Annotated in this window: 20 protein-coding genes and 5 pseudogenes; 9 read left to right on the plus strand and 16 right to left on the minus strand. The window is 32.6% G+C overall.

Going from position 1 to position 25,791, the window contains the following annotated elements:
- Window positions 1-506 precede the first annotated feature (506 nt).
- The 5 genes from ACQKNI_RS18290 to ACQKNI_RS18310 form a co-directional block, all read right to left on the minus strand.
- Window positions 507-1,061 (minus strand): DUF4352 domain-containing protein, encoded by a 555-nt coding sequence (locus ACQKNI_RS18290; RefSeq protein WP_098252161.1) that lies wholly within the window; start codon window positions 1,059-1,061, stop codon window positions 507-509.
- Window positions 1,062-2,039: 978 nt separating this feature from the next.
- On the minus strand, window positions 2,040-2,312 hold the full coding sequence (locus ACQKNI_RS18295; protein WP_098252162.1) for a hypothetical protein: 273 nt from the start codon (window positions 2,310-2,312) through the stop codon (window positions 2,040-2,042).
- Window positions 2,313-2,332: 20 nt separating this feature from the next.
- Window positions 2,333-3,013 carry an autotransporter gene (locus ACQKNI_RS18300; protein WP_098252163.1) on the minus strand — a complete coding sequence of 227 codons (681 nt, stop codon included), beginning with the start codon at window positions 3,011-3,013 and terminating at the stop codon, window positions 2,333-2,335.
- A 41-nt stretch (window positions 3,014-3,054) separates the two neighbouring features.
- Window positions 3,055-4,368 carry an HlyD family secretion protein gene (locus tag ACQKNI_RS18305; RefSeq protein ID WP_098252164.1) on the minus strand — a complete coding sequence of 438 codons (1,314 nt, stop codon included), beginning with the start codon at window positions 4,366-4,368 and terminating at the stop codon, window positions 3,055-3,057.
- Window positions 4,361-6,580: a peptidase domain-containing ABC transporter gene (locus ACQKNI_RS18310; RefSeq protein WP_098252165.1), complete on the minus strand. Its 2,220-nt coding sequence runs from the start codon at window positions 6,578-6,580 to the stop codon at window positions 4,361-4,363. Before ACQKNI_RS18310 ends, ACQKNI_RS18305 begins: the two co-directional genes overlap by 8 nt.
- A 212-nt stretch (window positions 6,581-6,792) precedes the next feature.
- Here ACQKNI_RS18310 and ACQKNI_RS18315 point away from each other — a divergent pair, with 212 nt between their 5' ends.
- The 7 genes and pseudogenes from ACQKNI_RS18315 (at window position 6,793) to ACQKNI_RS18345 (ending at window position 11,559) form a co-directional block, all read left to right on the plus strand.
- Window positions 6,793-7,017 carry a hypothetical protein gene (locus ACQKNI_RS18315; protein WP_002204986.1) on the plus strand — a complete coding sequence of 75 codons (225 nt, stop codon included), beginning with the start codon at window positions 6,793-6,795 and terminating at the stop codon, window positions 7,015-7,017.
- A gap of 21 nt (window positions 7,018-7,038) precedes the next feature.
- Window positions 7,039-7,230: a Blp family class II bacteriocin gene (locus ACQKNI_RS18320; RefSeq protein WP_070147273.1), complete on the plus strand. Its 192-nt coding sequence runs from the start codon at window positions 7,039-7,041 to the stop codon at window positions 7,228-7,230.
- A 202-nt stretch (window positions 7,231-7,432) separates the two neighbouring features.
- On the plus strand, window positions 7,433-7,621 hold the full coding sequence (locus ACQKNI_RS18325) for a helix-turn-helix transcriptional regulator (protein ID WP_205752884.1): 189 nt from the start codon (window positions 7,433-7,435) through the stop codon (window positions 7,619-7,621).
- Window positions 7,618-8,097 carry a hypothetical protein gene (locus ACQKNI_RS18330; protein WP_098252167.1) on the plus strand — a complete coding sequence of 160 codons (480 nt, stop codon included), beginning with the start codon at window positions 7,618-7,620 and terminating at the stop codon, window positions 8,095-8,097. The genes ACQKNI_RS18325 and ACQKNI_RS18330 overlap by 4 nt, the downstream gene beginning before the upstream one ends.
- Before the next feature lie 491 nt (window positions 8,098-8,588).
- A pseudogene (locus tag ACQKNI_RS18335) lies at window positions 8,589-9,295 on the plus strand (IS6 family transposase).
- Window positions 9,296-9,522: 227 nt separating this feature from the next.
- The gene (locus ACQKNI_RS18340; RefSeq protein ID WP_098252168.1) at window positions 9,523-10,710 is read left to right on the plus strand and encodes a GTP-binding protein; all 1,188 of its coding nucleotides are present in this window, start codon (window positions 9,523-9,525) and stop codon (window positions 10,708-10,710) included.
- 161 nt (window positions 10,711-10,871) lie between these two features.
- Window positions 10,872-11,559 (plus strand): annotated as a pseudogene (locus ACQKNI_RS18345) (IS6 family transposase).
- Between the two features lie 220 nt (window positions 11,560-11,779).
- Here the strand turns inward: ACQKNI_RS18345 and ACQKNI_RS18350 are convergent.
- Window positions 11,780-12,763 (minus strand): DNA-binding protein, encoded by a 984-nt coding sequence (locus ACQKNI_RS18350; RefSeq protein WP_098252169.1) that lies wholly within the window; start codon window positions 12,761-12,763, stop codon window positions 11,780-11,782.
- A gap of 359 nt (window positions 12,764-13,122) precedes the next feature.
- Between ACQKNI_RS18350 and ACQKNI_RS18355 the strand changes: the two genes are divergently transcribed.
- Window positions 13,123-14,283, plus strand: a complete 1,161-nt coding sequence (locus ACQKNI_RS18355) for a tyrosine-type recombinase/integrase (RefSeq protein WP_427282583.1) — start codon at window positions 13,123-13,125, stop codon at window positions 14,281-14,283.
- Window positions 14,284-14,488: 205 nt separating this feature from the next.
- Window positions 14,489-14,566, plus strand: a pseudogene (locus tag ACQKNI_RS18360) (helix-turn-helix domain-containing protein); the annotation flags it as partial.
- Between the two features lie 111 nt (window positions 14,567-14,677).
- On the opposite strand, the gene ACQKNI_RS18365 reads toward ACQKNI_RS18360, so the two are convergent.
- From ACQKNI_RS18365 to ACQKNI_RS18410, 10 genes and pseudogenes are all read right to left on the minus strand, one after another.
- Window positions 14,678-14,944 carry an ArsR/SmtB family transcription factor gene (locus ACQKNI_RS18365; protein WP_098252172.1) on the minus strand — a complete coding sequence of 89 codons (267 nt, stop codon included), beginning with the start codon at window positions 14,942-14,944 and terminating at the stop codon, window positions 14,678-14,680.
- 803 nt (window positions 14,945-15,747) lie between these two features.
- Window positions 15,748-16,059 carry a heavy metal-binding domain-containing protein gene (locus ACQKNI_RS18370; protein WP_088232714.1) on the minus strand — a complete coding sequence of 104 codons (312 nt, stop codon included), beginning with the start codon at window positions 16,057-16,059 and terminating at the stop codon, window positions 15,748-15,750.
- Between the two features lie 575 nt (window positions 16,060-16,634).
- A pseudogene (locus ACQKNI_RS18375) lies at window positions 16,635-16,781 on the minus strand (malate permease); the annotation flags it as partial.
- A gap of 198 nt (window positions 16,782-16,979) precedes the next feature.
- Window positions 16,980-17,072: pseudogene (locus ACQKNI_RS18380) on the minus strand (RNA-guided endonuclease InsQ/TnpB family protein); the annotation flags it as partial.
- Window positions 17,073-17,384: 312 nt separating this feature from the next.
- Window positions 17,385-19,568 carry a catalase/peroxidase HPI gene (gene katG, locus ACQKNI_RS18385; protein WP_088232715.1) on the minus strand — a complete coding sequence of 728 codons (2,184 nt, stop codon included), beginning with the start codon at window positions 19,566-19,568 and terminating at the stop codon, window positions 17,385-17,387.
- A gap of 750 nt (window positions 19,569-20,318) precedes the next feature.
- The gene (locus tag ACQKNI_RS18390) at window positions 20,319-22,532 is read right to left on the minus strand and encodes a M60 family metallopeptidase (RefSeq protein ID WP_427282584.1); all 2,214 of its coding nucleotides are present in this window, start codon (window positions 22,530-22,532) and stop codon (window positions 20,319-20,321) included.
- Between the two features lie 929 nt (window positions 22,533-23,461).
- Window positions 23,462-24,151: a response regulator transcription factor gene (locus tag ACQKNI_RS18395; RefSeq protein ID WP_098882640.1), complete on the minus strand. Its 690-nt coding sequence runs from the start codon at window positions 24,149-24,151 to the stop codon at window positions 23,462-23,464.
- A 165-nt stretch (window positions 24,152-24,316) separates the two neighbouring features.
- Window positions 24,317-24,598 (minus strand): hypothetical protein, encoded by a 282-nt coding sequence (locus ACQKNI_RS18400; RefSeq protein WP_098356999.1) that lies wholly within the window; start codon window positions 24,596-24,598, stop codon window positions 24,317-24,319.
- A gap of 4 nt (window positions 24,599-24,602) precedes the next feature.
- Complete coding sequence (locus tag ACQKNI_RS18405; RefSeq protein WP_098882567.1) at window positions 24,603-24,971, minus strand: hypothetical protein; 369 nt, start codon at window positions 24,969-24,971, stop codon at window positions 24,603-24,605.
- A gap of 30 nt (window positions 24,972-25,001) precedes the next feature.
- Complete coding sequence (locus ACQKNI_RS18410; RefSeq protein WP_176549292.1) at window positions 25,002-25,157, minus strand: hypothetical protein; 156 nt, start codon at window positions 25,155-25,157, stop codon at window positions 25,002-25,004.
- Window positions 25,158-25,791: the final 634 nt, after the last annotated feature.

Consider the following 25,791-nt stretch of genomic DNA (forward strand, 5'->3'; position numbering starts at 1 on the left):
TCAATAGCTCCCCTAGTTATTAAGTAGAAAAATAAGTAAGGTGATATCATTTTCACCTTACTTATTTGATGTTATTATACTTTAAATTTACTCGTCATTTCTTGTAGTTTTTCTAGTGTCTCTTCTCTGCTAAGTTTTAATTAGCTAAACGAAATTATTCCATTATAAAAAATAAAATAAGAGGAATTCAATATAACAAGTATACTAAATTTCTCTTATTTTCATTTCGAAAATCTAATATTGTCATTACTTTTGTGACAAGAAGCATAAGATGGCCGTTTTGGTCAACTTATGCTTCTTTTAGTTTGCGGCCAACTTATGCTTCTAATATGTATACAACAAAAATAACAACTAGCCCCTCGTAAGAGGTACTAGTTGACGTAAAATCCGAAAGCGGAAGTAAATTATTTGTCCAAAAGGTTAACCACTCGCTTGGAATTAGCATTGTTTACTTTTCGAATATATAATTCATATTAAAGAACACTTCCACCAAATTATATTTAGACTTAGTTTTTTGGTGATTGCAGCTTATCAATTTTCCAGTGTGTTGTTCCTAGAGAGTCTAAAGAGCTTTCAATATAAAACATATATTCATCTGCGGTACCTGGTACTTCAAAAGCTATTTTCAATTCTACCGTTTCATTTGGTTTAACTTGTATATCAGAAGGGTTTTGGTCAAGCACCTTTCCTTCATACGTCTTACCATTTTTTTCATCTTTTAAGGTATATTTTAATTCTGATAGTCCAATCATTTGACCTCGTACATTTTTTACAGAGACATTAACAACGATAGAATCGTTGTTATCATTTAAATATGCACTTTGAACGGTGGTCAAGTAATAGCCTCCCTTAGCACTCTCACCAACTAATAAAATACCTTGTTCCAAGCGGCTTATATTTTCTTTTTCTTCAAAATTTATTAATTCTTCATTTTCATTTTTTGCGGTGGGTTCTTCTATTGAATCATTTTCAACTGCATTATCTTTTTTATCTTGTGTGCAAGCAGCCATAACACTGACAAATACTAGACTTAAAGTAAGTAATATGGATAATTTTCTCATAAATTTTATCAGTCTCCTTAAATTTCTCAATTTTGTGCAACTGTGAATAGATTTACCCCTAAACTGATCATTACGAATGATAGATTTTTATTCCTGTTTTTTGGTAATGCAACCATAATAAATAAAAATAATGCAGTACCAATTATAAGAAACGGTAATCCAAAATAAAATACAAAATATAAAATAAATTCCATAATATCCCTCCGCGATTTAAATTATATCATCAATAAGGGCAATTTTGGATGAATAGAATATAAATGCTGAGTTAACATAACGTAACATTATCAGAAGTTCTCCTTATCAATAATCCCCGACTTAACAACATTCTGTCAAACATCCTCTTTCCCTACGTATGCAGTTTCTTATTCATCCCATTATATCAGTGGTTAAAAGCAATCATTATCTTTATTTCCTTTATTCCATATGTATAAAATTCCGCATGAACTAACGGCCAGCTTATGGGTTAATAATTAACACACGGCCAACTTATGCTTCCGACTCCGTTGAATAATTAGATAATCATCTACAAAAAGAAGTGTTTTTTGGCCAATTTATGCTTTCAACTGTGGCCAACTTATGGATAAAGTGACAATGGCCTTTTTAGTGTTGTCTATGAGTATAGTTAATTTTCAAAACGAAAGAAAGCTGCATAATTTTTAAAAATAATACCTAACTAGGTGTATTTAGCGTGCTCACTTTTAAGGATAAGTAGTATTTTAAAAATTTTTTAGTTTATTTGAACAAAGGTTTATTTTGTTCCCATTCTTAAATTGATGGGCATGGGTCACACCATATCAAAAAAGAAAATTGTACGTTTAGACACAATTCTGACATGTTTTGAGGTGGATGCTGTACGTTAAGATCATCTTTCTTATTAGATTTATTTTTCTTAATAAAAAAGGCACCCTTTCGAGTGCCTGCCACTATAAGTCATGTTATTTTAAATAATATAGACTCAAGTTTATTGGATTAATAATTTTATAAATTTTGATAGTAGTTACAATAAAATGTATTAAGTTTTAAAACAGCTTGTAATACTTTTTTTGGATCATCTTTTTCAAGCATTTGTGTGATTGATAAATAATATAACTTGTCATTTAATTGGTTTAATTTTATGGTCATTCTTAATCCTTTAAGTTCGTTTAACATTAAATGATATCTTTTAGCATCGTCAGGATTACTAGGAATATTTTGTTTTATAATACGCTCACAATCTAGAGCTAAATTTATAAATTCATGATGATTTGTCATGTCATCCTCCTAATAATTTTTTATTGTAACCAGCTGTTATCTATCTTATTAATCCAGTATTGCATAGCTCCACCTTCTCTATATTCTTGAACTATACTTGTACCTTTAAGATATTGAGTTTGAGAAGCTGTAAATCCTTTAAGCATTCTCGTCCCTTTAGGTACCGTGATTTTATATTGTATATTGAGCGGATTCCCCCAAGCTTCTAATACGGCTAATTCATTTCTAGTTTCTTCAATATTTCTTTCTTTATCTCCCCACCAATAACCAAGACCATATTTAGATTCTGGTTCACCAGCCTTACTTCTCCTATATAATGTAAGTAGCGTATCAGTCTCTATAATTTTTATTTTTAATTCCTTAAATGCTAATACATCTGATTTTGTATCTTTAAAATCAAAATTAGAAAATCCTGAAGAACGTATTACCTCTCTTTTTAAACTTGCTCGTTCCATTATACTCAGATTTAAACTATCTATTTTATCTAGGGCCTGATTCATTTCTTTAACTGGCCAATTATTCAAATCACTATTTCTAATATAGCTGATTTTTTCTCCTAGATTAGTATTATCATTAAAAACACTAGTCATTTGCTCAATATTGCTTAAGTTGATGTTATTTTCCAGTGCATATGTAACGGATAAAGGAAAATAAACCATTAATAAAATCAACATGATTATACTAGAAAAATACTTTCTCATACTTAATTCTGTCCCCTTATATGAATCTATTTTTAACTATTTCAATTGGAAATAAAATCTAATTTTCTTAAAATAAATTTCCATACCGGTTCTTCTCCTGTAATAACAGAAGCTCTACCAACCATCCCTGTATGTAGTTCTTGTAATTCTTTTGTATCAATTGTGGCTTCTAGTTCATACATATACCCTTTCGTATTTTTATCAAAAGTAGGATATGCTGATACATATGTTATTTGTCCCATTTGTTTATCCGTTTTCTGTAACTTAAACGAATATTGTACTTTATCTCCTTTTTTTATTCCTTTTATCTCTTGAGCTGGTAATAAGATTCTTACTTTTTTTTGTTCTTCTTTTGGGATAATTGAAACAATCTCTTGGCCAAGATTAATTAAATCCCCTTGTTGTAAGAGGGAAGGAAATTGTACAATCCCGTCTTTTTGTGCTTTTATGATTGTCGTTTCATTTTGATGACGCAGTCCATCTAACTCTTGCTTTTTAATAAATAGTTCTTGTTCTAGGGATTGAATACGTTGATTCACTGAAATCATAGACTCTTCTTTATATTGATTTAAAGCATCTTTCTTTTGTTCTTGCTTTCCTTCTTTAGTAACATCAACTTTTGTTCTTTCATGCTCTAAAGTTTCTTTTCGTTGCTGGATACGCTTTTCTACACTGTTTTGTTGAGATTCTAAATTCCCTATTTTATCATTCATTACTTGTTTTTGATCTTCTAATATATTTTCTTTTGTTTTTTGTTTTTCAATTGTGTCTATTTCTCTTTGGATATTTTCCTTTTCTGCAATTAGCCCTTGTAAAACTTCATCTTGTTCGTTTGAAAATTTGCTATGCTCTATTTTTTTTATTTCATTGTCATTTTCATTTTGTATAGATTGATATCTTTGATCATAAGCCTGATATTCTTCTCTTATTTTTTTATCCACATCATCAGGAAAAGAGGATTTATGAGACCGGATACTCTCTTTCAACTGCTCTAGCATCCCTTTTTGTTTTTCTAAATGTTCTACAATTTGATTCACCTGATTTTGTTTAGCTGTTAATTCTTGATTTTTTAATTGAATTAAAATATCTCCTTTTTTTACTTCATCACCAGACTTAACAGCAACCATATCAACCACACCTACAATTTGAGTACGAGACACACTTGCATCTGATTTTCCTTGTATCATTGCCATTCCCTTACTTACAATATCTATCTTGCTGACATAAGCCCAAATTAAAAAAGTAAATAAACTCATCAAAAGAAAAACGAGTAATCCAGCAATAAAACGAGGAGGCTTTCTTTCCAATAATTCCACACTATCCGTTAATTGATCAAAAGAATAGATTTTACTCATATTGGTTATCTCCCATTACATATGATTGCGATTCTATATGTTCGACATGGACCGTTTGATTCTTCCAAAGACGATAATACTCACCCTTATAGAATAATAATTCCTCATGAGAGCCACGCTCTATAATATTTCCTTTTTCCATTACAAAAATTTGGCTTGCATGTTGAATTGTACTCAATCTATGAGCAATCATAATCACGGTTACTCCTTGTGAACCTAATTCTTTTAACATATCTGTAATATGTTTTTCAGTTGTAGAATCTAAATTACTTGTAGCTTCATCTAATATTAAAATGTCTGGTTTTTTTAATAACGCTCTTGCAATTGCTAAACGTTGTCTTTGGCCACCAGATAAATTTGATGCATTTTCTTCTAAAAAAGTTTCATAACGTAATGGCAACTCACTAATAAACTCATGTACACAAGCTTGCTTACATACTTGTATAACTTCTTCCAAAGTAACTTTTTGTTCTAAGCCAAAACATAAATTTTCATAAATAGAAGCACTAAAGAAAAATGATTCTTGAGAAACATATGCAATTCGATCTCGTAGTGCAGTACGATTTATCTCTTTAATATGGTAATCATCATAATATATATCCCCTTGTTGCGATTCATAATAATGCATTAATAATTTTGAAATTGTTGTTTTTCCAGAACCACTTTCCCCCACAAAAGCTGCTTGACTACCTGGTTCAATGGAAAAACTTATATTATTTAAAACACTCTTGCGTGTTCCATAACGAAATGTAACATTTGAGCATTCAATCTTACCTGATAATTGTTTAGGAGATACCTTATTATCCTCTTTTTCACTTTTTTCTTGATCTAAATCAAAAATTTCATTTAATCTTTCTCCAGCAACTAATGCAGATTGCATAGTAGGTTGAATTCCAATTAAATTTTCAATTGGATTTAAAAAATAAGCTAAGAGTGCATTATATGTAATTAATTCACCTATTGTCATATTTCCTTTTAATACTTGCATAGCACCAATCCAAAGAATAACCGTCCCTCCAATTAACTCAAGTCCAATCTTAATAGAAACTTGCAAATTAGATAGCATTCCTCTTTTAAATACATGCTTTAATAAATTAACAAAACGACTTTCAGTTTGAAAAAACACTTCTTTTTCAGCGTTATAAGACTTTATAGTTGCAATCCCATTTAAAGATTCTACTAAATAAGAATTCAACTTTGCATTACTCTCCATTTCTTCTCTATTAATAGATTGATATGGTTTATGAAAGGCAAAAATAATACCTATATAAAAAGGTATTAATAATAAAGTAAAACCAAATAAAACTGGACTATGTATATATAATAAAATAGCGCCTAATGTCACCATTACTGTATCAATCATTAATGTCACTGTTATTGTTGATAAAGCATCTCTTATTTTACTTGCATCCATAAATCGAGAAATAATTTCTCCTATTTTTCTTGTTTCAAAAAAATTTATCGGTAATCCCACAACATGGCGATAATACCCTAGCATTAATTGAATATCTATTCGTCTGCTTAAATATAAGATCAAATGCGTACGAAAATAAGAAAGAAGTACCTTAAAGATATACAATATAATAATTCCAATTGATACAATATGAAGCGTCTGTAACAACTGATTCGTAACAATATCATCAATTAAAAATTTAAAATAAAAAGCTCCCAATAATCCAAATAAATTAAAGAAAATAGAAGCAAAAAATAAAGGTACTAATAAATTAGTTTGTTGTTTCAGTAAAAATAAAAAACGAGAAAGTGTACTTTGTAATGCCTTACCTTTTTGGAAATTCTCAGTAGGTGTCATAAGAACTAGAATGCCAGTCCATATTTGGCCGAACTCTTCTAATAAATATGTGACAAATCCTTTCTCAGGATCTGCAATATAAATTTTATTATTTTTAACTTTATAAATTACTACATAATGAAGTAACCCTCCTCCCATCACTACATGTGCAATAGCAGGTAAGGTGATTTTTTCTAATGCTTCAAAATTTGTAGCTTTTACCCCTTTTACTCCAAAACCTAATTTCTCTCCAGCTTCTATTAAGCCTTTTATATTAGTTCCTTCTAAATCTGTACCTGCTATTTCTCTAATTTTTGATATAGACATAGTAAAACCATAATAACGAGAAATCATTGCAAGGCATGCTGGCCCACAATCTTTTAAATCCTGTTGTTTAATACAAGTGAACTTTTTTTTAAACACAATCACAGCCTCTTCTCTTTACATTCGTATATATAATTTAATTATATATAAAAATATAAAAAAAGGATGAAATATGCAATTTTACATATTAAACCCTTTTTTAGGGGATTTATGATATTTTAGATATAACGATTGTTATATTTTGATTCATATATAAAACGATTGAATCATATAAAACAATCTAAAATTATATATTAAAGGGGAATAACATTATGAAAATCAATGAAATGACAGAACAACTTACAGAAAAAGAGCTTCTAGAAATCTCAGCAGGTGGAAGCTGCCTTAATAAAATTGGAGCAGGCGTTGTTAAAGGTATCTTCGCAGGTGGTGCTGCTGGTGCTGCTGCAACAATGGGATTAGGTACAGCAGGTGGCGCATTTGTTGGAGCTCATATTGGAGCTGCTGCTGGAGCAATTACTTGTCTTGGAGAATAAAAAATAAAAGGACTGATATAAATGAAAGAAATTAATAACACACTTACAAAATTATCAGAAGAAGAATTAGAAAACATCAATGGTGGAGGCTGCACTTGGAAAAAAGCTGCTGCTGAAGCTGCTGGTGGAATTATCATCGGTTCTATGGGAGGTCCATGGGGCGCTCTAGGTGGCGGAGTAACAGGCGTTGCATTATGCTATTTAAATGATTAAGTAATATAAGTAAATCCCCCTAATTATTTTTAATTAGGGGGATTTACTTATATTACAGAAAATAAAATTTAATATGATTCAGCTAATAAAAATAAAATTCAATAACAATCATTTGACATTTATACAGGTAACAATGTAATATATAAATTACATTAAGACATATTTATATTCCATTAGGGGGAATCTTATATTGAATATAAAAATGAAATTAACACGTATTGAAAAAGGTTTAACACAAAAACAACTTGCTGACTTAGTTAATGTAAGTAGACAAACCATTGGATTAATTGAAAAAGAAGAATATAATCCATCATTAAAACTCTGTTTGTCTATTTGTGTAGCCTTAGACAAAACATTAAACGATTTATTTTGGGAAGGAGAAATAAAATGAAAACAATTATAGAAAAAATACTCTTAGGTCAAAAATCAAATGATGAGTATCAAGAAAAAGCATATACAAAATATATAGCAGAAGCAGGTATTTTAGTTATGTTAGTAAATTTTTTATACTTGACTACAAAGACTATATATCTGAAAGAAATTTCTACAGATATTATTGTTTGCTTAACATTATTTTTAATTTTTTGTGGATATATAACTATTAGAATTTTTAAAAGTAACATTGATTTCATTAATATTACTTCAGAGACAGACTTAGAAAAAAACAAAAAGAAGCTTTTAAAAAATACAATTTTACAAAGTATAATCTTTTTTATTGTTTTTAGTGGATCAGGTTATGTCATAGATAGTCCTTCTTCATGGACTTTAAATATAATTACTAGTATATTTTTCGGTATAGCAATCTACTTAATAAATAAGACAAATGCTAAAAAATCTTTAAAAATGAATAATGAATTAAATGATTAATCTATTTATCTAGCTATATAATTGAAAAAAAGGAGGGGTATTTATCATTAATAGTAAATCACCATTAAGAAAAAAATTCCTGTTCCTCTTTATATTTATCTTCCCAGCAGTTTTATTTAAATTCTTTGAGGATAGAGATTTAGTCACAGCTGTAAAAAATTTAATTTTACTATCATTAATAAGTTTTGTTATAATCTTTATTGTTGATACAATATCAAATTTAGTAAACAAGTATGATAAACACAAAAAGTGATTGAATCAGAGGTATTGTTTACACATTAGTGAAAATATAGGTGAATTAAAATTCGACATAAAAAGAGCTAGATTTCCTACTTTAAGGAATATTCGGCTCTTTTGTTGTATTTAGGTTATAATGTGTTTTTTTATTCTTTAATTATTCTATAAAAGGTTTTGGTGCAAAAACTTCAGGACAATTGCAATAAATCTTGGACATACTGATATTACTAATCTAAAGAAGGTGCGTGATTGGTATGGAAAAGGAAAATGTATTTAAATGGAAACATTATCAGCCTGATATTATTTTGTTAACGGTAAGATGGTACCTACGGTACAACCTCAGTTTTCGTGATTTAGTGGAAATGATGGCGGAACGGTTTTTATCCATTTCTCATACAACGATTATGCGTTGGGTTCATCAGTACGGTCCTGAATTGGACAAACGAATCCGACGTCACCTTAAACAAACAAATGACTCATGGAGAGTCGATGAAACATATATCAAAGTAAAAGGTCAATGGATGTACCTGTATCGTGCTGTTGATTCAAAAGGAAATACAATCGATTTTTACCTAAGCAAAACAAGAGACCAGAAGGCTGCAAAGCGCTTTTTCAAGAAGGCCTTGCAGTCTTTTCATGTTTCAAAACCTCGTGTTATAACAGTCGATAAAAATCCAGCTTATCCTATAGCAATTGAACAGTTAAAAAAGAAAAAAGCATACCTGGTGGTATGCGACTTAGACAACAAAAGTACTTGAATAACATAGTAGAACAAGATCATCGTTTTATAAAGAAGCGAATTCGCTCTATGCTAGGGTTCAAATGTTTTGACACAAATACATCCATTCTTTCTGGAGTAGAAGTCATGCATATGATTAAAAAAGAACAGGTTGATTTATGGGACCAGTCTGTCCAAAATCAGAAAGAATTCATCCATCAATTGTTTGGGCTTGCGGCATAAGATACGATTCCGTTAGGAGTCTATGCGCTTTATTATCTTTTATTCTATTTTTGCACCAGAACCGTTAAAAATATGCTTGTCCTCTTTATCTAGGACACTTTCCGAATATTTTTCTATACGGTATTTCTATTCGTAAATCGAAATGATTATGATTTACTATTGCTTTTCTTTTCTTCATCACTTAATATAAAACGTAATGATTACGATTTATACAGGAGGAATACACAATGAAGAAAGTCCCTATTACAGTTTTAAGTGGTTTTTTAGGTTCCGGAAAGACAACATTATTAAATCATATTTTGGAAAATAGAGACGGATTGAAAGTAGCCGTCATCGTAAATGATATGAGCGAAGTAAACATTGATGCTGCTCTTGTCAAGCAAGGAGGTTTTTCACGTACAGAAGAAAAATTGATAGAAATTCAAAACGGCTGCATTTGCTGCACGCTTCGAGAAGATTTAATTATTGAAGTAGACCGTCTTGTAGATGCTGGAGATATTGATTATATTGTCATTGAATCTTCAGGTATTAGCGAACCGATTCCCGTTGCCCAAACATTTACGTATATGGATGAGGAGCTAAAAATTGATTTAACTAGTAAGTGTCGACTTGATACGATGGTTACTGTTGTCGACGCCAACCGTTTCTGGGATGATTTTGCGGCAGGTGAAAGCTTACTAGATCGTCAGCAAGCGCTGGATGAAACGGATACACGTGAAGTCATCGATTTACTGATTGATCAAATTGAATTTGCAAATGTCATTCTGCTCAATAAAATTGATTTACTAGAAAAGGAAGAGATTCAGGAACTTCATGATTTATTAAAAACATTGAATCCTGAAGCAAAAATTATCGAAACTTCTTATGGAGCCATTCCACTGCAGCATGTTTTAAATACAAATTTATTTAACTACGATGCAGCAAGTCAAGCTGCGGGCTGGATTCAAGAACTAAATAGTGAGCATCATGCACCTGAAACAGAAGAATATGGCATTGGCTCATTCGTGTATCGCCGCAAACATCCGTTTCATCCAGTTCGTCTCATGAATTGGTTAAAAAAATGGCCACAGGATGTTGTAAGATCGAAAGGATTTTTCTGGCTCGCATCACGTAACAATATAATGGGTCTTCTCTCTCAAGCGGGCTCTTCTATCACAATTCAAGGAGCAGGAGAATGGATTGCCGCTTTACCCTTAGCAGAGCAAAAACACCTAATTGCTGAAGAACCTGAAATATTAAAAAATTGGGATGAACAATATGGTGACCGAATCACTGAACTTGTCTTTATCGGGATTGAAATGAATCAACGAGAAATTGAAAGTTCTTTAGATACATGTTTATTAACAGATGAAGAAATGAAACAAGATTGGAATAATTTTGTTGATCCCATTCCACCTTTTACTGTTGCACCATAATAACGAGTTTTAGAGTTTAATAATAATTCCTAAAAAAATCTGTTGTACTTTCCCAAAATACGATGATGTCCTTTTCTATGACATCATCGTATTTTAGGTTCTGTTGCAAAGTTTTTAAAACTAAGCTAAACTTTTGCAAAACAGAGTGAGGAGAATCATAAGTGGGATATTTTAAAGGAAAGCAATTTAAACAAGATATTATTTTGGTAGCCGTTGGCTACTATTGTCGTTTTTCTTTAAGCTATCGTGATGTCTCTGAAATTTTGAAAGAACGTGGTGTTTCAGTTCATCAAACAACTATTATGCGCTGGGTTCATGAATATGGCCACCTGATTTATCAAATTTGGAAGAAGAAAAATAAAAGAGTACAACTATCTTGGAAATTGGATGAGACCTATATAAAAGTCAAAGGGAAATGGCGTTACCTGTATCGTGCAATTGATAAAGAAGGGTACACATTGGATATTCAACTTCGTAAAAAACAGAATCATCAGGCTGCATATGCCTTTATGAAAAGGTTAGTGAAAAAGTTTGGAGAACCAACGGTTCTAACAACAGACAAAGCGCCGGCATTACTTTGTGCATTCAAAAAATTAAAGGAACAAGGCTTTTATAAACATACAACTCATTGTACAATCAAGCATTTGAATAATCTCATAGAACAGGACCATAGACATGTAAAACGCCGCTTTACCAAATCTGCAGGATTTCAAAGTCTTCGCTACGCTTCGCGCACCTTGAAAGGAATCGAAACGATTTATGCTATATATAAACGAAAACGAAGTTTGCAGCCAAACTTCGTTTTTTCAACGTACAATGAATCTTATGCAATTACTCGCAATTGCATAAGATTCAGCTGTACTCACACTAACTTTCTATCTATTAAAAAACTTTGCAAAAGAACCGAGATCGAAACGCAGCGCTCAATCTTAAAAACGAAGCAATTCGTCTCTTAACCGTAGGAACTACGGGGATAGCCTAATAAAATAGAAACCGTTAGGTGTCTGTACTTAGGAATCTCCCACTTCAAACAGTCCACGAGGATGTTAAGTGGTGAGTAGTTCAAAATTTAGTTGTCTGACGTTTGATAATCATAAATCTTTTCACGAATAGCGGATGCAATAAATTCTTCAATAGAACTGTTCGTTTCTTTTACAATATTTGTGATTGCATGGTATTCACTGCTTGTTATCGTTACTGCCTTAGTGACACTACTGCTATCTAAATATACGCTATTATTAACCCGTCTTGTTAATTTTCCTTCTATTATATATGGGGCTAAACATTCAATCCATTCTACCTGCATTTGCATTGGTAATTGAATAATGGATTGGCGAACATCAAAGTACCAAAAACCATCTTCCTCAGAAACCTTAATATTTCTTGGTGATACATACTGTAGTACTAAGTCAATTAAGTGAAAAATGTTACTTCGTAATTGATTTGATTTAGGAAAACGAAATTTTACAAACTTTTGATGATGACTTCTTGGTTTATTGGATAAAATATATGCAGGCTTATACCCCATTTTAATTGCATCTTCTAGTGTCATATTGTTTCCAAACTCATCCATAAGCACAATATCCCCACGCTTCGGAATGGATATAATGCGTGCTAATTTATTACCTTCCATAAATTTTTGGAACAATACTACATTATATTTTTGTGAGAATGTATACAGCGTATTAGCCTGATCCAATTGCTGTACCAATCCGTGTATTTCTTCCTCATTTACAAATTTAGTCTCACGATTACGATGTTTCTGTATAGTACAAGCCAAATCTCCTTCTGCTATCCACTTTTCAAGTTGATACATGCTCACATTATAATCTTTTGCTGCCTGATATAAGGTAATTCCTTCTGTTTCACGATCTGCTTTCAACTTTTCTATGTCTTCTCGCTTAAATAAAAAGCTACCATCTAAACGCCAGGTCTCTCGATTAATTGGATTTAATTGTCCTTGTTTCATAAGAGTACTAAAAATGAAGCTACTAATTCCTAAATAAGCTTTTACTTCATTCGTATTCATATTTATATCCTGTCTTTCAAACATATCTTTTCCTCCTATGTGTAAACTTCTGTTATGTGAAATCAATAATTTTATTATGTAAAGTTAAACTGATAAAAATATATAATTTAAATTAATTATAACACAATTATAACTTAATTTATTTTTAAAAATAAATGAAATGTAAATTCACTTTCTAATTAAATTATCTTTTGTGTAATTATAAATTATATAAAAGATAATTTATAAAAAGAATTTGATAATAACCATAGAAAATAGAACATTTTCTATACTTATTCATTAGTTTCATTTTTATAAAATTTAATCTTACTATGTAAGTAACTTTTAATGTAATTCAGTTATAATATTAGATATAAAGGGAATTAATATGGAGTTGATTAACAATGGAATTTAAATTAAATACAATTCATAGTGAAACTTATTTAGAAAATATAGAGAAACAGAAACAAAATTTCTCAAACATAATTGCGATATGGAATCAAGATTATATAAATGAAGCTGAATTTAAAAAGGAAAATAACGAAAGAGAAGATTCATATACATATGAGGGATTTTCAGATGAAGAAATATTGTATTACTATTTAAATCGGCAAACACATTTTGATCAAGAAAAACGTATAAAGGATGCATCCAGGACTCTATATGCACGTGACTTAAGCCAGTTCTATTTTTTCATCAAACAAAGTACAGAATTTCTGCAGCAAGATGTTAAAGATTATGTAGTCGGCCAAGTTTGGAGGAACTTAAGAAAGCGACATATACGTAACTATCAAAAATGGTTATCCCAAGAGGCAATATCCTATCAATCAAAAGAAAAATACAAAGCATCTACAATTAGTCGAAAACTTGGTGTAATCCGTTCGTATTTGAAATGGCTATATGAAATTCTATATATCCAGGAACCTCTTCATGTGGAAATTCTAAGCACAACCGTTAATAAACACCATAAACCAAAGCGCGAATTATCATATGAGGAAGTGAAGCAATTGCTTCATTACTATAAGGATAATGAAATCAATTATGCTTTATTATCGGTCCTAGCTACTACGGGATTACGTGTTGCAGAAGTTTCGCATGCAAAGTGGGAAGATCTTGAGTATGATTCAATGCGTGACCGTTATTACTTAACGGTGGCTACAAAAGGTGATGATGAGAGGATTGTTTCTATTAATAAAGAAATCTTTAATCGTATAGTCGCGTTTCGTATACGTAGGCGATTGCCTATTGATATTGGAAATAAAAAAGGTGGGACTATATTCCAAACAAAGAATCATACTTCCTACAGAGAGAATTATCTATCTCAGTATATTTCTAAGATCATCAAAGAGACTAAACTACAATTTACAGAGGATATACGCATCACACCTCATTTCTTTAGACACTTTTATGTACAGTATTTATATGATTATAAAAAACTACCACCACATCTTATCGCAGCTGCAGTTGGCCATAAAAATGATAGAACTACAAAAGAAAATTATTTGAAGCAAAGACTTACTAAAGATAATGATGCAGGAAATTTAATTGGAGATGATGAGTTTTAATATGTAATTAATACACAATAAATTGAAAGTAGGACAATAAGAAAACGATGTTTGGTTTCTTATTGTCCATTCGAATTATTTTAACGAATCTACCGAAAGAATTCTCCTTCCTCAAGCGTGTATAGATGCTAGACCAACGGTAGGTCGCAGATGAATGTCAAGCCTACGTTTTTTTGTATACCTATAACAAAGTAAGGTGCAACCTGTGTTAGTAAATACAACATATAAATTTCGTATCTACCCAAATAAGAAACAGGAAATAGTAATTGCTAAAATGATCGGTACTACCGCTTTGTATGTAACCATTTAAAAAATCAGTAATAGCTAAATTCAATACATCCGATTTATGTTTCTAGTGCAAAGATTTTTAGTTTTCACTTACAATTAATAGTTTCTAATCTAATAATATTTCGACAATGGAATTAATAGTTTTGTTTGGAGCACTATAGTAAATCTCTAATCCTTTTCTATCACTCATAATTAATTTCTGAGATTTCATCTTCGATAAATGCTGCGAAACAGTAGATTGTGGGATACCAAGAATATCTACAATTTGAGTTACATTACATGTCCCTCTTGTAATTAATTCTTTCAAAATATTAATCCGTACTGGATGAGCTAATGCTTTTAAAACTTCTGCGTTTTTTTCATAATTCAACAACCTAAACATCTCCTTGTGAACCGATATATTTTTATTATATTAATAACTTGATGAATAAAATTTTAATATTTTAGTTTTGCAGAATTTATGCTCCAGGCACTTTTATTCTTTTTTTTGCTTGCATTTTTACTTCCTTTAATTCATCTGAAAATGTTGTATTTGGCTTTTTTACAGAATTTACGATACGGGAAAGCTCACGCATGACTTTAGTCCGTCTTTAGACGTGGGATGAAAGCATCGTTTTTGTATAGCAAAACATGGCATACTTTATTTATAGTCATGCAAAAGACTCTAAAACGAATGTTCTTTGAAAACAGAATATATATGAGGTTGGAGTAGCAAATTCTTCTACTCTTTAAAATGTATTAAGTCGTCATGCAAAAGACGTAAAAACATTTGAGAACTAACAATCTGTACGGTATGGTCACAGTACCGTAGCCTACGAACCTATATGGTCTGTTGTGGGAGTGGTGATGGCGCACCGCAATCTTGCACGTCAGCGATACCAGAAATGGACTTCGCCTTTGGTAGCAAGAATCCCACTGACGTTAGTCAGCTGGCCCCTTTAGAGGTGGGAGTGTCAACATATGCTACTGGATAGCTTTGCTTAAACGAATCAGTGGTGTCTAGTATGAGAGCTCTGACATTTATTTGATACTTTTTTAAACTTTACACTAGAAACTCTATGCAACTAATTTCGTTTTCAAAGAATATTTTTCTATAAAAAACTGCAACTCTAATTGTTAGTTATGTCTAACAATTGGAATTGCAGTTCACCAATTAGGTTCTATTTTTCTATCTATTTATACACGTACAGCTGTACCGCTTATCGCAACCATTAACATTCCATCGCGAATCACTTCGTAGTCTACATCGATACCAACAATTGCATTTGCTCCTTTTTGCGTTGCAAGTTGTTTCATTTCTTCCATCGCAATGTCACGAGCTTCTTTTAATTTACTTTCATAAGCACCAGAACGGCCACCTACAACGTCACGAACAGAAGCGAAGATGTCTCGTACAATATTTGCACCCATAATTGCTTCACCGTTTACGATGTCTATATACTCAATAATTTCTTTATCCTGAATAGTATTAGTTGTTGTTACGATCATATTAATACACTCCTATAATCTTTAAAAATTCATTGTTGTTTCTTATAATCTTATTATTATTTTTAACAAATTCACCGAAAGGATTCTCCTTCCTCAAGTGTGTGAAGAGCGATAGCCCAGCGGTAGGTGGGAGATAAATTTCGGTTTAGTATAGCCAAAAATTTTTGATAAACTAGCTATATGAAGTTCTTTGATAACTTGATATATAAGGTGGCAGGAAGAAAATAGAGTGCGAAAACCAAGCCATTCGGTGCTGCGTAAAATATCAACCGTACCAAGAGAGCATCCAAGCGTTGGACATCTAGGAGTGGAACACCCCGAAGTAACGCTCAGGGAGACGAAAGGTTACTTTCGTCGTGGAACTGAGAAGCTTCCACTTCAAGCTTTGCTAAGTGGCGAGTAGTTCACAAGCTAAATAAACTATCTAATAACCTTACTTACATAAAGATGAAAGTTCTGTAAGGAGGAAAGAAATCAAGCTATCTACAAAAACCTTTGTATCTTGTTAGATTTATTTACCTAATAACTGTAAATCCACTAATCATATTTGCTGGTAATTTATTGTATACAGATTATCCATAATTAATAGCAGCCAATACTACATATAGCGGTAAAGGCATAACATCGATTTTAACATTCATAATTTCAGTAGCGAAATATTCAATTTTCAATTCATTCCCATCAGAAAATGATACTGCTTCCACATTCTTTTGAATTCCCATATGATCCACCCTTGTTTTCTTAATTACAATATTAAAATGTTTTCAATAATAAAGATAGTTTTTGTAAGTTTTGGAACTACTTTTGTAATTAAAAAAAGTATAAGCGACTTATAGTTAGTTTTTACTTTTGATAGCTAACGAATTAGTCCTAAGACAGCCGAACTAATTCCCGTGTTCTAAAGGTTATTTTATTGCTATTTATGCCAATGCTAATAGGCGGTGTATTGCTTCATTTTTGATATTGATAGCTGCATTATAATCTCTATCGAGATTTACACCGCATATAGGGTTCAGTCGCCCGTCAACTGAAGAATTTTTACTATCCCTAAGTACAAAAAAACGTTACTCTTTCATAATATTTAACCTCCTTACTTGGAGATAAAAAATAGGTATTCGTCACAGAACAACGAATACCCAACATGAATAATGGTTGAGAATAGATATGAGAATAGTTTTATAAAAATATCTTTATCTATTCGTTAATTAGTTTATTGCTTTTTTAGTAATCGTTATAATCATAGGCAATACTTTCAGCTAAAATGCACACCTGAGAAGATTGCTTGCTTATCTCAGGTGACTCTTTCTTATCAATCGTAATAACAGTTAATTAAGGTCAAAACGATCTGCATTCATTACTTTAACCCAAGCAGCTACAAAGTCACGTACAAACTTTTCTTTGTTATCATCTTGTGCATAAACTTCTGCAATCGCACGTAGAACGGAGTTTGACCCGAACACTAGGTCAACTCTAGTTGCTGTTCTTACTACTTCACCTGTGTTGCGGTCACGTCCTTCGTATACGCCTCCGTCTACAGGCTTCCATTCTACACCAATGTCAAGTAGGTTCACAAAGAAGTCGTTAGTAAGTGTGCCTACACAATCAGTGAATACACCGTGTTTTGTGCCGCCATGGTTTGTACCTAAAGCACGCATACCACCAATAAGGACAGTCATTTCTGGTGCAGTAAGGCCTAGTAGTTGTGCTTTGTCTACAAGAAGCTCTTCTGTACTAATACTGTACTCTTTCTTTTGATAGTTACGGAAACCATCAGCAACAGGCTCTAGCACGTCAAAGCTTTCTGCATCAGTTTGCTCTTCAGTTGCATCACCACGTCCTGGGGCGAAAGGAACAGTCACATCAAAACCTGCTTCTTTAGCCGCTTTTTCTACCGCAGCAGTTCCGCCTAGTACAATTAAGTCAGCAAGACTTACATTTTTCTCAAGATGACTTTGAATGTCTTCTAGTACTGAAAGGACTTTTGAAAGCTGTTCCGGTTGGTTCACTTCCCAATCTTTTTGTGGAGCAAGACGAATACGTGCACCATTTGCGCCACCACGATTATCTGAACCACGGAATGTGCTTGCTGAAGCCCAAGCAGTTGTAACTAGTTCGCTGATTGTAAGTTCTGAGTCAAGAATTAGTACTTTAATTTTTTCTACTTCTTCTTCTGTTAACTCATAATCAACAGTTGGAACAGGATCTTGCCATATAAGATCTTCTTGTGGAACCTCTGGACCGAGATATCTTGCTTTAGGACCCATATCACGGTGTAAAAGTTTAAACCATGCGCGAACAAATGCATCAGCAAACTCATCTGGATTTGCATGGAAACGACGTGAAATCTTCTCATAGATTGGGTCATGACGGAGTGCTAAATCAGATGTAAACATAACTGTCGGAACTTTCTTGGATGAATCTGCTGCATCTGGTGCAAGGTCTTTTTCATCAGGGTCTACAGCCATCCACTGATATGCTCCTGCAGGACTCTTAGTCAACCACCATTCATATCCGAATAATAAATCAAAGTATCCGTTATCCCATTGCGTTGGGTTAGCAGTCCAAGCACCTTCAAGACCACTAGTGATGGTGTCGCCACCTTTCCCACTTCCATATGAACTTAACCAACCTAATCCTTGTGCTTCAATTGGAGCTGCCTCTGGCTCTGGACCAATTTGTGCAGCATCTCCTGCACCATGTGCTTTACCAAAAGTATGTCCGCCTGCAATTAATGCAACTGTGTCTTCATCATTCATACCCATACGTCCAAAAGTTTCGCGAATGTCGTGAGCACTTGCAATTGGATCTGGCTTACCGTCTGGACCTTCTGGGTTAACGTAAATTAGACCCATCTGAACGGCAGCAAGTGGATTTTCAAGCTCTCTGTCACCAGAGTAACGGTTAGTCCCTAGCATTTCTGTTTCAGTACCCCAGTAGATGTCTTCTTCCGGATGCCAAATATCTGCACGTCCACCTCCGAAACCAAAAGGCTTAATGCCCATTGATTCAAGAGCAACGTTACCTGTTAGAAGCAATAAGTCAGCCCAAGAGATCTTGTTACCGTATTTTTGCTTGATTGGCCATAGTAATCTACGTGCTTTATCAACGTTCGCGTTATCGGCCCAGCTGTTTAGTGGAGCAAAACGTTGGTTACCAGTTCCGCCGCCTCCACGTCCATCGCCAGTACGGTATGTTCCAGCAGCATGCCAAGACATACGGATAAACATTGGACCATAGTGTCCATAGTCAGCAGGCCACCAATCTTGGCTGTCTGTCATTAGATCGTGAAGATCTTTTTTAAGAGCTTCATAATCTAGCTTTTTAAATTCATCAGCATAATTAAATTCTTTTCCCATAGGATTAGATTTTTGGTCATGCTGGTGAAGAATGTTCAAGTTCAACTGGTTTGGCCACCAGTCTCTATTAGTCGTAGCACTAAATTTGTTACTAGTAACACCACCTTGACTAAATGGGCATCCTCCAGTATTAGCATTGCTATTAGTGTCCATATTTGTTTCCCCTCTCCATTTTTAATTAAGCAGCAAATAATTTGATTAACTTATTGAAACAAATTAACATATTTGATTTTTGCTTTCTTCTCATCACCTTATAGGAGTGAAAGTTAAGCACAACTAAATGATAACACCTTTCATTTGGAAGTCAATATTAATTTGTAATTATTATTAATAAGTAAACTATATCAATAAATTCACTTGTAAGTACTTTGAAAATAAAGAGAAAAAAATAAAATCCCTTACAAACTCGATAAAAGTGGTAATGTGAAAATCATGGAAAAAGATACAAACAGAGTAACTCTTCGTTGTACCTAACCCATGATAATATCCACATAAAAAAAGTAATACTCATTTAAAATATTTCATGTCTGGTTCTCCTAGATCCTGTTTTCTAGAGTATAGATTCATGTAGAAAACTTTACAATAGAACCAAAAAATTATATATACTCCCCCTTAAATCAAAGTGGAAAACACAAGATTTCTTCAGATTACGCAATATACTCTTTTAAATCTTCTTTGTTAACTTTTTGTTACCTTCAGATAAGCTATCTATATGTTAAAATTAATCCGTATCCCACTAACTAATTTAGTTAGTTAGGAAGTTCTCTCTCAACCAGCCCCTAGGGAATAGGGGCACTTTTCATTTTATAAACCTATTATTCTACTCCAGTCCTTTTATCGTTTTGGGGCAACCCGTTCTGGTAAGTTGATAGGCATGTATAGTGACCCCATATAGGGTGACTCCTAATAACCCCAAATATCTACTTCAGCCGCAGAAGCAAATCCATTTTTCCCATCCGTCACTTCTATTTTTACATATTTCGCAGTAACAGGATTAAATGTTGCCGTTTTCTTATCTTTATTATTTTCCCATGTTCCAGAAGATACTTTGTCATACCTAACGCCATCTACACTCGTATAAATATTGTAGGTTAAAATACGACCATTTTCCGACCAATCTTGTCTTGGCAGATAGTCTACTTTTGAAATCGTTTGATTTTTATCAAGCTCCAATGTTAGATTGTATGAATATTGATTTGCCGTCCAACTGCTATGCCAAAATGTATCTGTTTTTCCATCAATCGCCTTGCTAGCTGAACCAGTTGATTCCTCACTATTTGCACTTGCTTTCATCGTATTTTTAGGTAATACGTATGGTTTAACAGATGTAGAATCAGTTAGAACATCTACTTCGGCCGCAGAAGCAAATCCATTCTTTCCATCTGTTACTTCCATTTTTACATATTTCGTAGTGATAGGATTAAATGTTGCCGTTTTCTTATCTTTATTATTTTCCCATGTTCCAGAAGATACTTTGTCATACTTAACGCCATCTACACTCGTATAAATATTGTAGGATAAAATACGGCCATTTTCCGACCAATCTTGCCTTGGTAGATATGTTATTTGCGAAATGGTTTGCGTTTCACCAAGCTCTAGCGTCAAATTGTATGGATATTGATTTTGTGTATCCCATTTACTATGCCACATTGTATCTGTTTTTCCATCAATCGCTTTACTAGCTGAACCTGGTGATTCTTCACTATTTGCACTTGCTTTCATTATTTTTTTCGACAATGCAGCTAGTGGTTTTACAGGTTTAGAGTCAGTTGCTTCCCAGATAGGAGCAACTAATGTCGGATTATTCAAAGCTTCTACTTTTTGTCTTGTTTCTGGCGTTGCCTTCAGTCCCCATTGATCAAAGAACGGAAGTAAATTTTGTTTCGCTACTTTTGATGTATTGTATATAAACGCTTGGATTTTCTCTTCGTCTGTTTGAGGAAGTTGTTCATTTGGTAATTCTCTATATAGTTTGTGAAGATTTGGATAAAAATCTTCCCCATACGCTAAATGAAGCTGCCAAATCATAACAAGTTTAACAAATAAGTCGTCAATATTTTTGTAATCTTTATCAGTTTGTTTTAAATACGCAAAGGCTCTATCATAATCTCCCTCTTTTTCTAAACGTGTTTGTTGATCAGGGAATAATTGCTTTTGTGCAGCCAAAGAATATAGATTAACAGTTACTTCAGTCATTCCTCTCAAATCATGATTCCACGTCCATGGGTATTGTTGTCTTGCGTGTCCCGCTTCGTGCATTTGTCCCCATCCAAATTTATTTACATTTAAAGCACTTTCGCTTGCATTACCAGCAGTGGTAAATGTAGCTCCATCCAAACTTGCATACATACCCCAGTCTGGTTTGTTAGGATTTTCTACAAAAGCCCAAATGCGATGAGTCGAACGATGTAAAGGATTAGGGTCTTTTTCAGATAACCCTGATATCTTATCTTGTGCTCGAATCATTTCATCATATTTTTTTAATAGAGGAATAGGATCTTGATCCACAATATATTTATTGGCACTATCCTGCGTAACAGTAAGTACTGCTTTTTCTGATTTCAATTGTACCGCATGTGCATCTGGATACTTGTTCATCATCGCAATCCAGTCTTCTTTCGTATGCTTCCCTAGTTCAAAGAATGGCACAGGGCTTCCGCCTTGTGTTACTTTCACCTTAACTGTTCCTGTATCTTGAGGATTATCAAATCCTATTAAACCACCGTTTGGAGAGGAGATGGTATTAGAACCCGGAGAAAGGTCAACTTCTTTTCCCCATTCTTTATCATATTGATGCGTCCCAATAATTGCTCGAATTTTTTTCGTGCCTGATACTTCAACTGTAACTTCTTCATTTGGTTTTACATAGATTCCTGTTGGCATATAGGTTTTTTGATTACTTCTTCTTTCTCTTTTTGCTTCATCTCCATAACTCCCTGTAGCTGGAAGATCAAACTCCCTCTGTACATACTGATTTACAGTTTGTGAGGCACCTGTTTCAGCATGTACATTTAAACTATTCGTCATAATAGGTGTGAATAATGTAGTTGCCAAAATAGCGGATGTTGCAAGCATCTCTATTGGTTTTTGTAATCTACGATTCTTTCTTTTGTTCATATCGACCATCCTTTCTTCTTAAATTTTTTAAATAAAACGCTTTCGATAAATTGATGAAATCGCATATGACTTCTGATATATTCCCAGTATTTTTTAGTCGGCAGTTCCATGTACACAATACAAAATCTGTCCCAGCCTGTATAAAAAGCATATCAGTCATCTTCTGTTTTTCTGAAGAAGTCATACCTATTGTTGGTTACTAAAATAAGTAAATTAATACTGTGTGAAAATGTAATAATTTGCTGATTCTAGATTTCTTTTAAGAATATACTGATTATTCAGATAATTAATTCGGTATAATGTTACTTGCAACTTTACTCTACTTTTATTAGTACTTTTCTCACTCCTTAGTGGATAATCAATTACACCTTTATTAAAACATTAGATTATCAATGCGTAAATAGTAGAATTTTGTCGATTTATATTCAATAATCCACTAGTGCATATTGGTATGAGAGGAAATATTATACTTATAAAATTGTTATTCAATTTCACTTAAGTAATCATGATAGTTATAACTTGATATGTATATTTTTTTTGAAAAAACTATTTAAATTCATTCGAGATTTAATAAGTCCTGAATATTATCAATATAATTTATTCATACTCTGCATATTGATATTCTTTATTTAGATATGCAAAATTGCATAGGTCTCCCTTATGAATATCTAGCTGACGAGAAAGAAATTTGTAAAGGGGGTCTATGAAATCATTAACTTGATGGTGATGGGATATACTCCTGAAAAGATAAAATAGTTATAATTAAATGAGTTATACTTGAAAAAAAAGCGTGTACTTGTTTCCGCATGTAATTCTATATCGCGAACTATTACATTGTAATAATAACGATAAATGGAAATCAAAAAACTACTACCAATAGAATAAAGTATTAAAACTATGATATTCATAAAGTACAAACTAATTTTGCCTCATCGTTTACTTCCTTGCCATTGATATCCTTTTCCCCATACCGTAAGGAGAAACTGAGGATCAGAAGGACTAGGTTCGATCTTCTGACGAAGACGATTTATATTCACATCTATTACTTTTGTGTTACCTACACAACTTATACCCCATATTTTATTTAAGAGTTCATCACGTGAAATTGGTTTTATGGAATTTTTCATTAAATATTGTAAAATAATATGCTCTGTTGGAGTTAAATCAATTACTTTCTCATCCCTATATAATTTTTCTTGCAAAAGATCTAACTGAAATGGTCCCGAATGAATCAATTCCATTTCCCTTTTATTTTCTTTTACCCTTCTTAGCAATGCTTGAACACGTGCTACTAATTCAATTATACTAAATGGTTTTTTAATATAATCATCTGCTCCAATTGTCAAACCATGTACCTGATCTTTCTCTTGAACACGTGCCGTTAATATAATAATACCAATCTCTTCATTGTTTTTTCGTATTCTTTTGCATACTTGAAAACCATCTATTCCTGGTAACATAACATCAAGTATTACAATATCAACATTATGATTTTCTAAAAGCTCAAGAGCTTTTTCACCTGTATCGGTTTCTAAAACATTGAAACCAGCACGCTTCATATTTAATGTAATAAAACTACGAGTTGTAATCTCATTTTCTAATACTAAAATTGTTGTCATACTCACCACTCCTTCCCCCTTGTCGATAATCGGCTATGTGTTTGATATAAGATTTAAGCTTCTGGTAGTTTAATTTTTTTGAAATTGCATATACATGAGCTCTTGTTTTCCATATGTATTAACTCCTAGGAGGCACCATATATGTTGTTCTAGCTTTGCATACATTTAAGAAATAAATTCTTGTGTTGCCATTTCTACAAACTGAATATCAGACTCTACAAGATAACGAATATATGCAGTTTTCGCTTTCATATATTCATCTTCATTTTTCCATCTATGATGGCTGCTATCACAAAGTACAACAAAGGAAACGTTTCTCAACTGACTTACCAATGTATTTGTTTGACCCTTCGGATTAAATATTTCTTTCGCTTTTTTATGTGCCTGTAACACTTTGTCTTTCGAACATCCGCCTACAAGTAAATAATGTGGAATGATTAAACTCATTCTGTTATCTCACCTCTCTATTGCTCTCATACACAATCCCAAAAGGATAAGAACAAAGAGCACGCGTCGATTCTTTACACACTAACATTATTTGAAAAGCATGATAAGAAGGATGATCCTTTTCCATATTGCTAGTAATATATTCTAAAAAGCCGTCCTTCTTCTCACCTTGTACAACAAACGCCTTCAAATCGGATAAATGAGCCTGTTCCTTATCCTTAATATAAAGGATTACTCCACTTAAAAATGAATGTGTAGTTCTCACCCACGTTAATCCAGCGCCTTCATGAAGCATTTGTTTTGTCATTTCCATTGCGAGTTCCTGTGCTTGCTTTTTCGCTTGAATATTAGCAATTCCATTCGAAACAATCATCTCTTTCACCCTTTCGTAGTTATATAGTTTTCATATAGCTAAATACAATACAACTAACCAAAATGGCATTACCATTAGAAATCCATTTCTAATTCCTTTTGCAATAGCCAATGGATCATCATTACAGTATGGCATTTCCTTCTCTTCAACCCGCTGCAATATCTTTTTTTGGAGTGAAAGGCTCATATTGAATCTCCTTTCCTTTCAATCTGTTTTTATTTTCCATAACAAACTACCACCAAAACAGCCTATACAATAAATCATAATAAATTTTATGCAAATTTCTATAATTGCTTCCATCATTTCCTAGTATCCTCTCCCAAAGCCTGTAATACACAAGCTATGATTAGCATAAACTCCCTATATCTCGGCATTTCCCAAACGCCGACATTCTCTCCTCGCAATTAACATTTATTTCAGAAAAACCCCACGGTAAGAAAAGAGCCAGATTTTAGCCCGTTAAGACTAAATCGGCTCTCTAATATTCAAAGTGTATTTAAAAGTATATTTTAATAAATATCTTCTTTTTTACATCCTTCATTAGTTTGTGAATAGTACATACTATCCTCGAAAGATATTAATATAATCTCAATCCAATATCAATTCTTTTTTTGTAATTTTTACAAAAAAAGAATTGATATTATGTTTTTAATGACATTTTTCGACAAAATATTTACTTTTAGCAATTATCAGTTTACAATGAATATAACTTAATAGACATACTACATAATGTGTAATAATTACTTAGTTGAACATATAGTTATCAAAAGAGGGATTTTTAAAATTACTGCAGTAGAAGCAATGCAAAGAGCAGGAATGA

Source organism: Bacillus sp. NPDC094064, from assembly GCF_050279585.1.
Lineage (GTDB): Bacteria > Bacillota > Bacilli > Bacillales > Bacillaceae_G > Bacillus_A.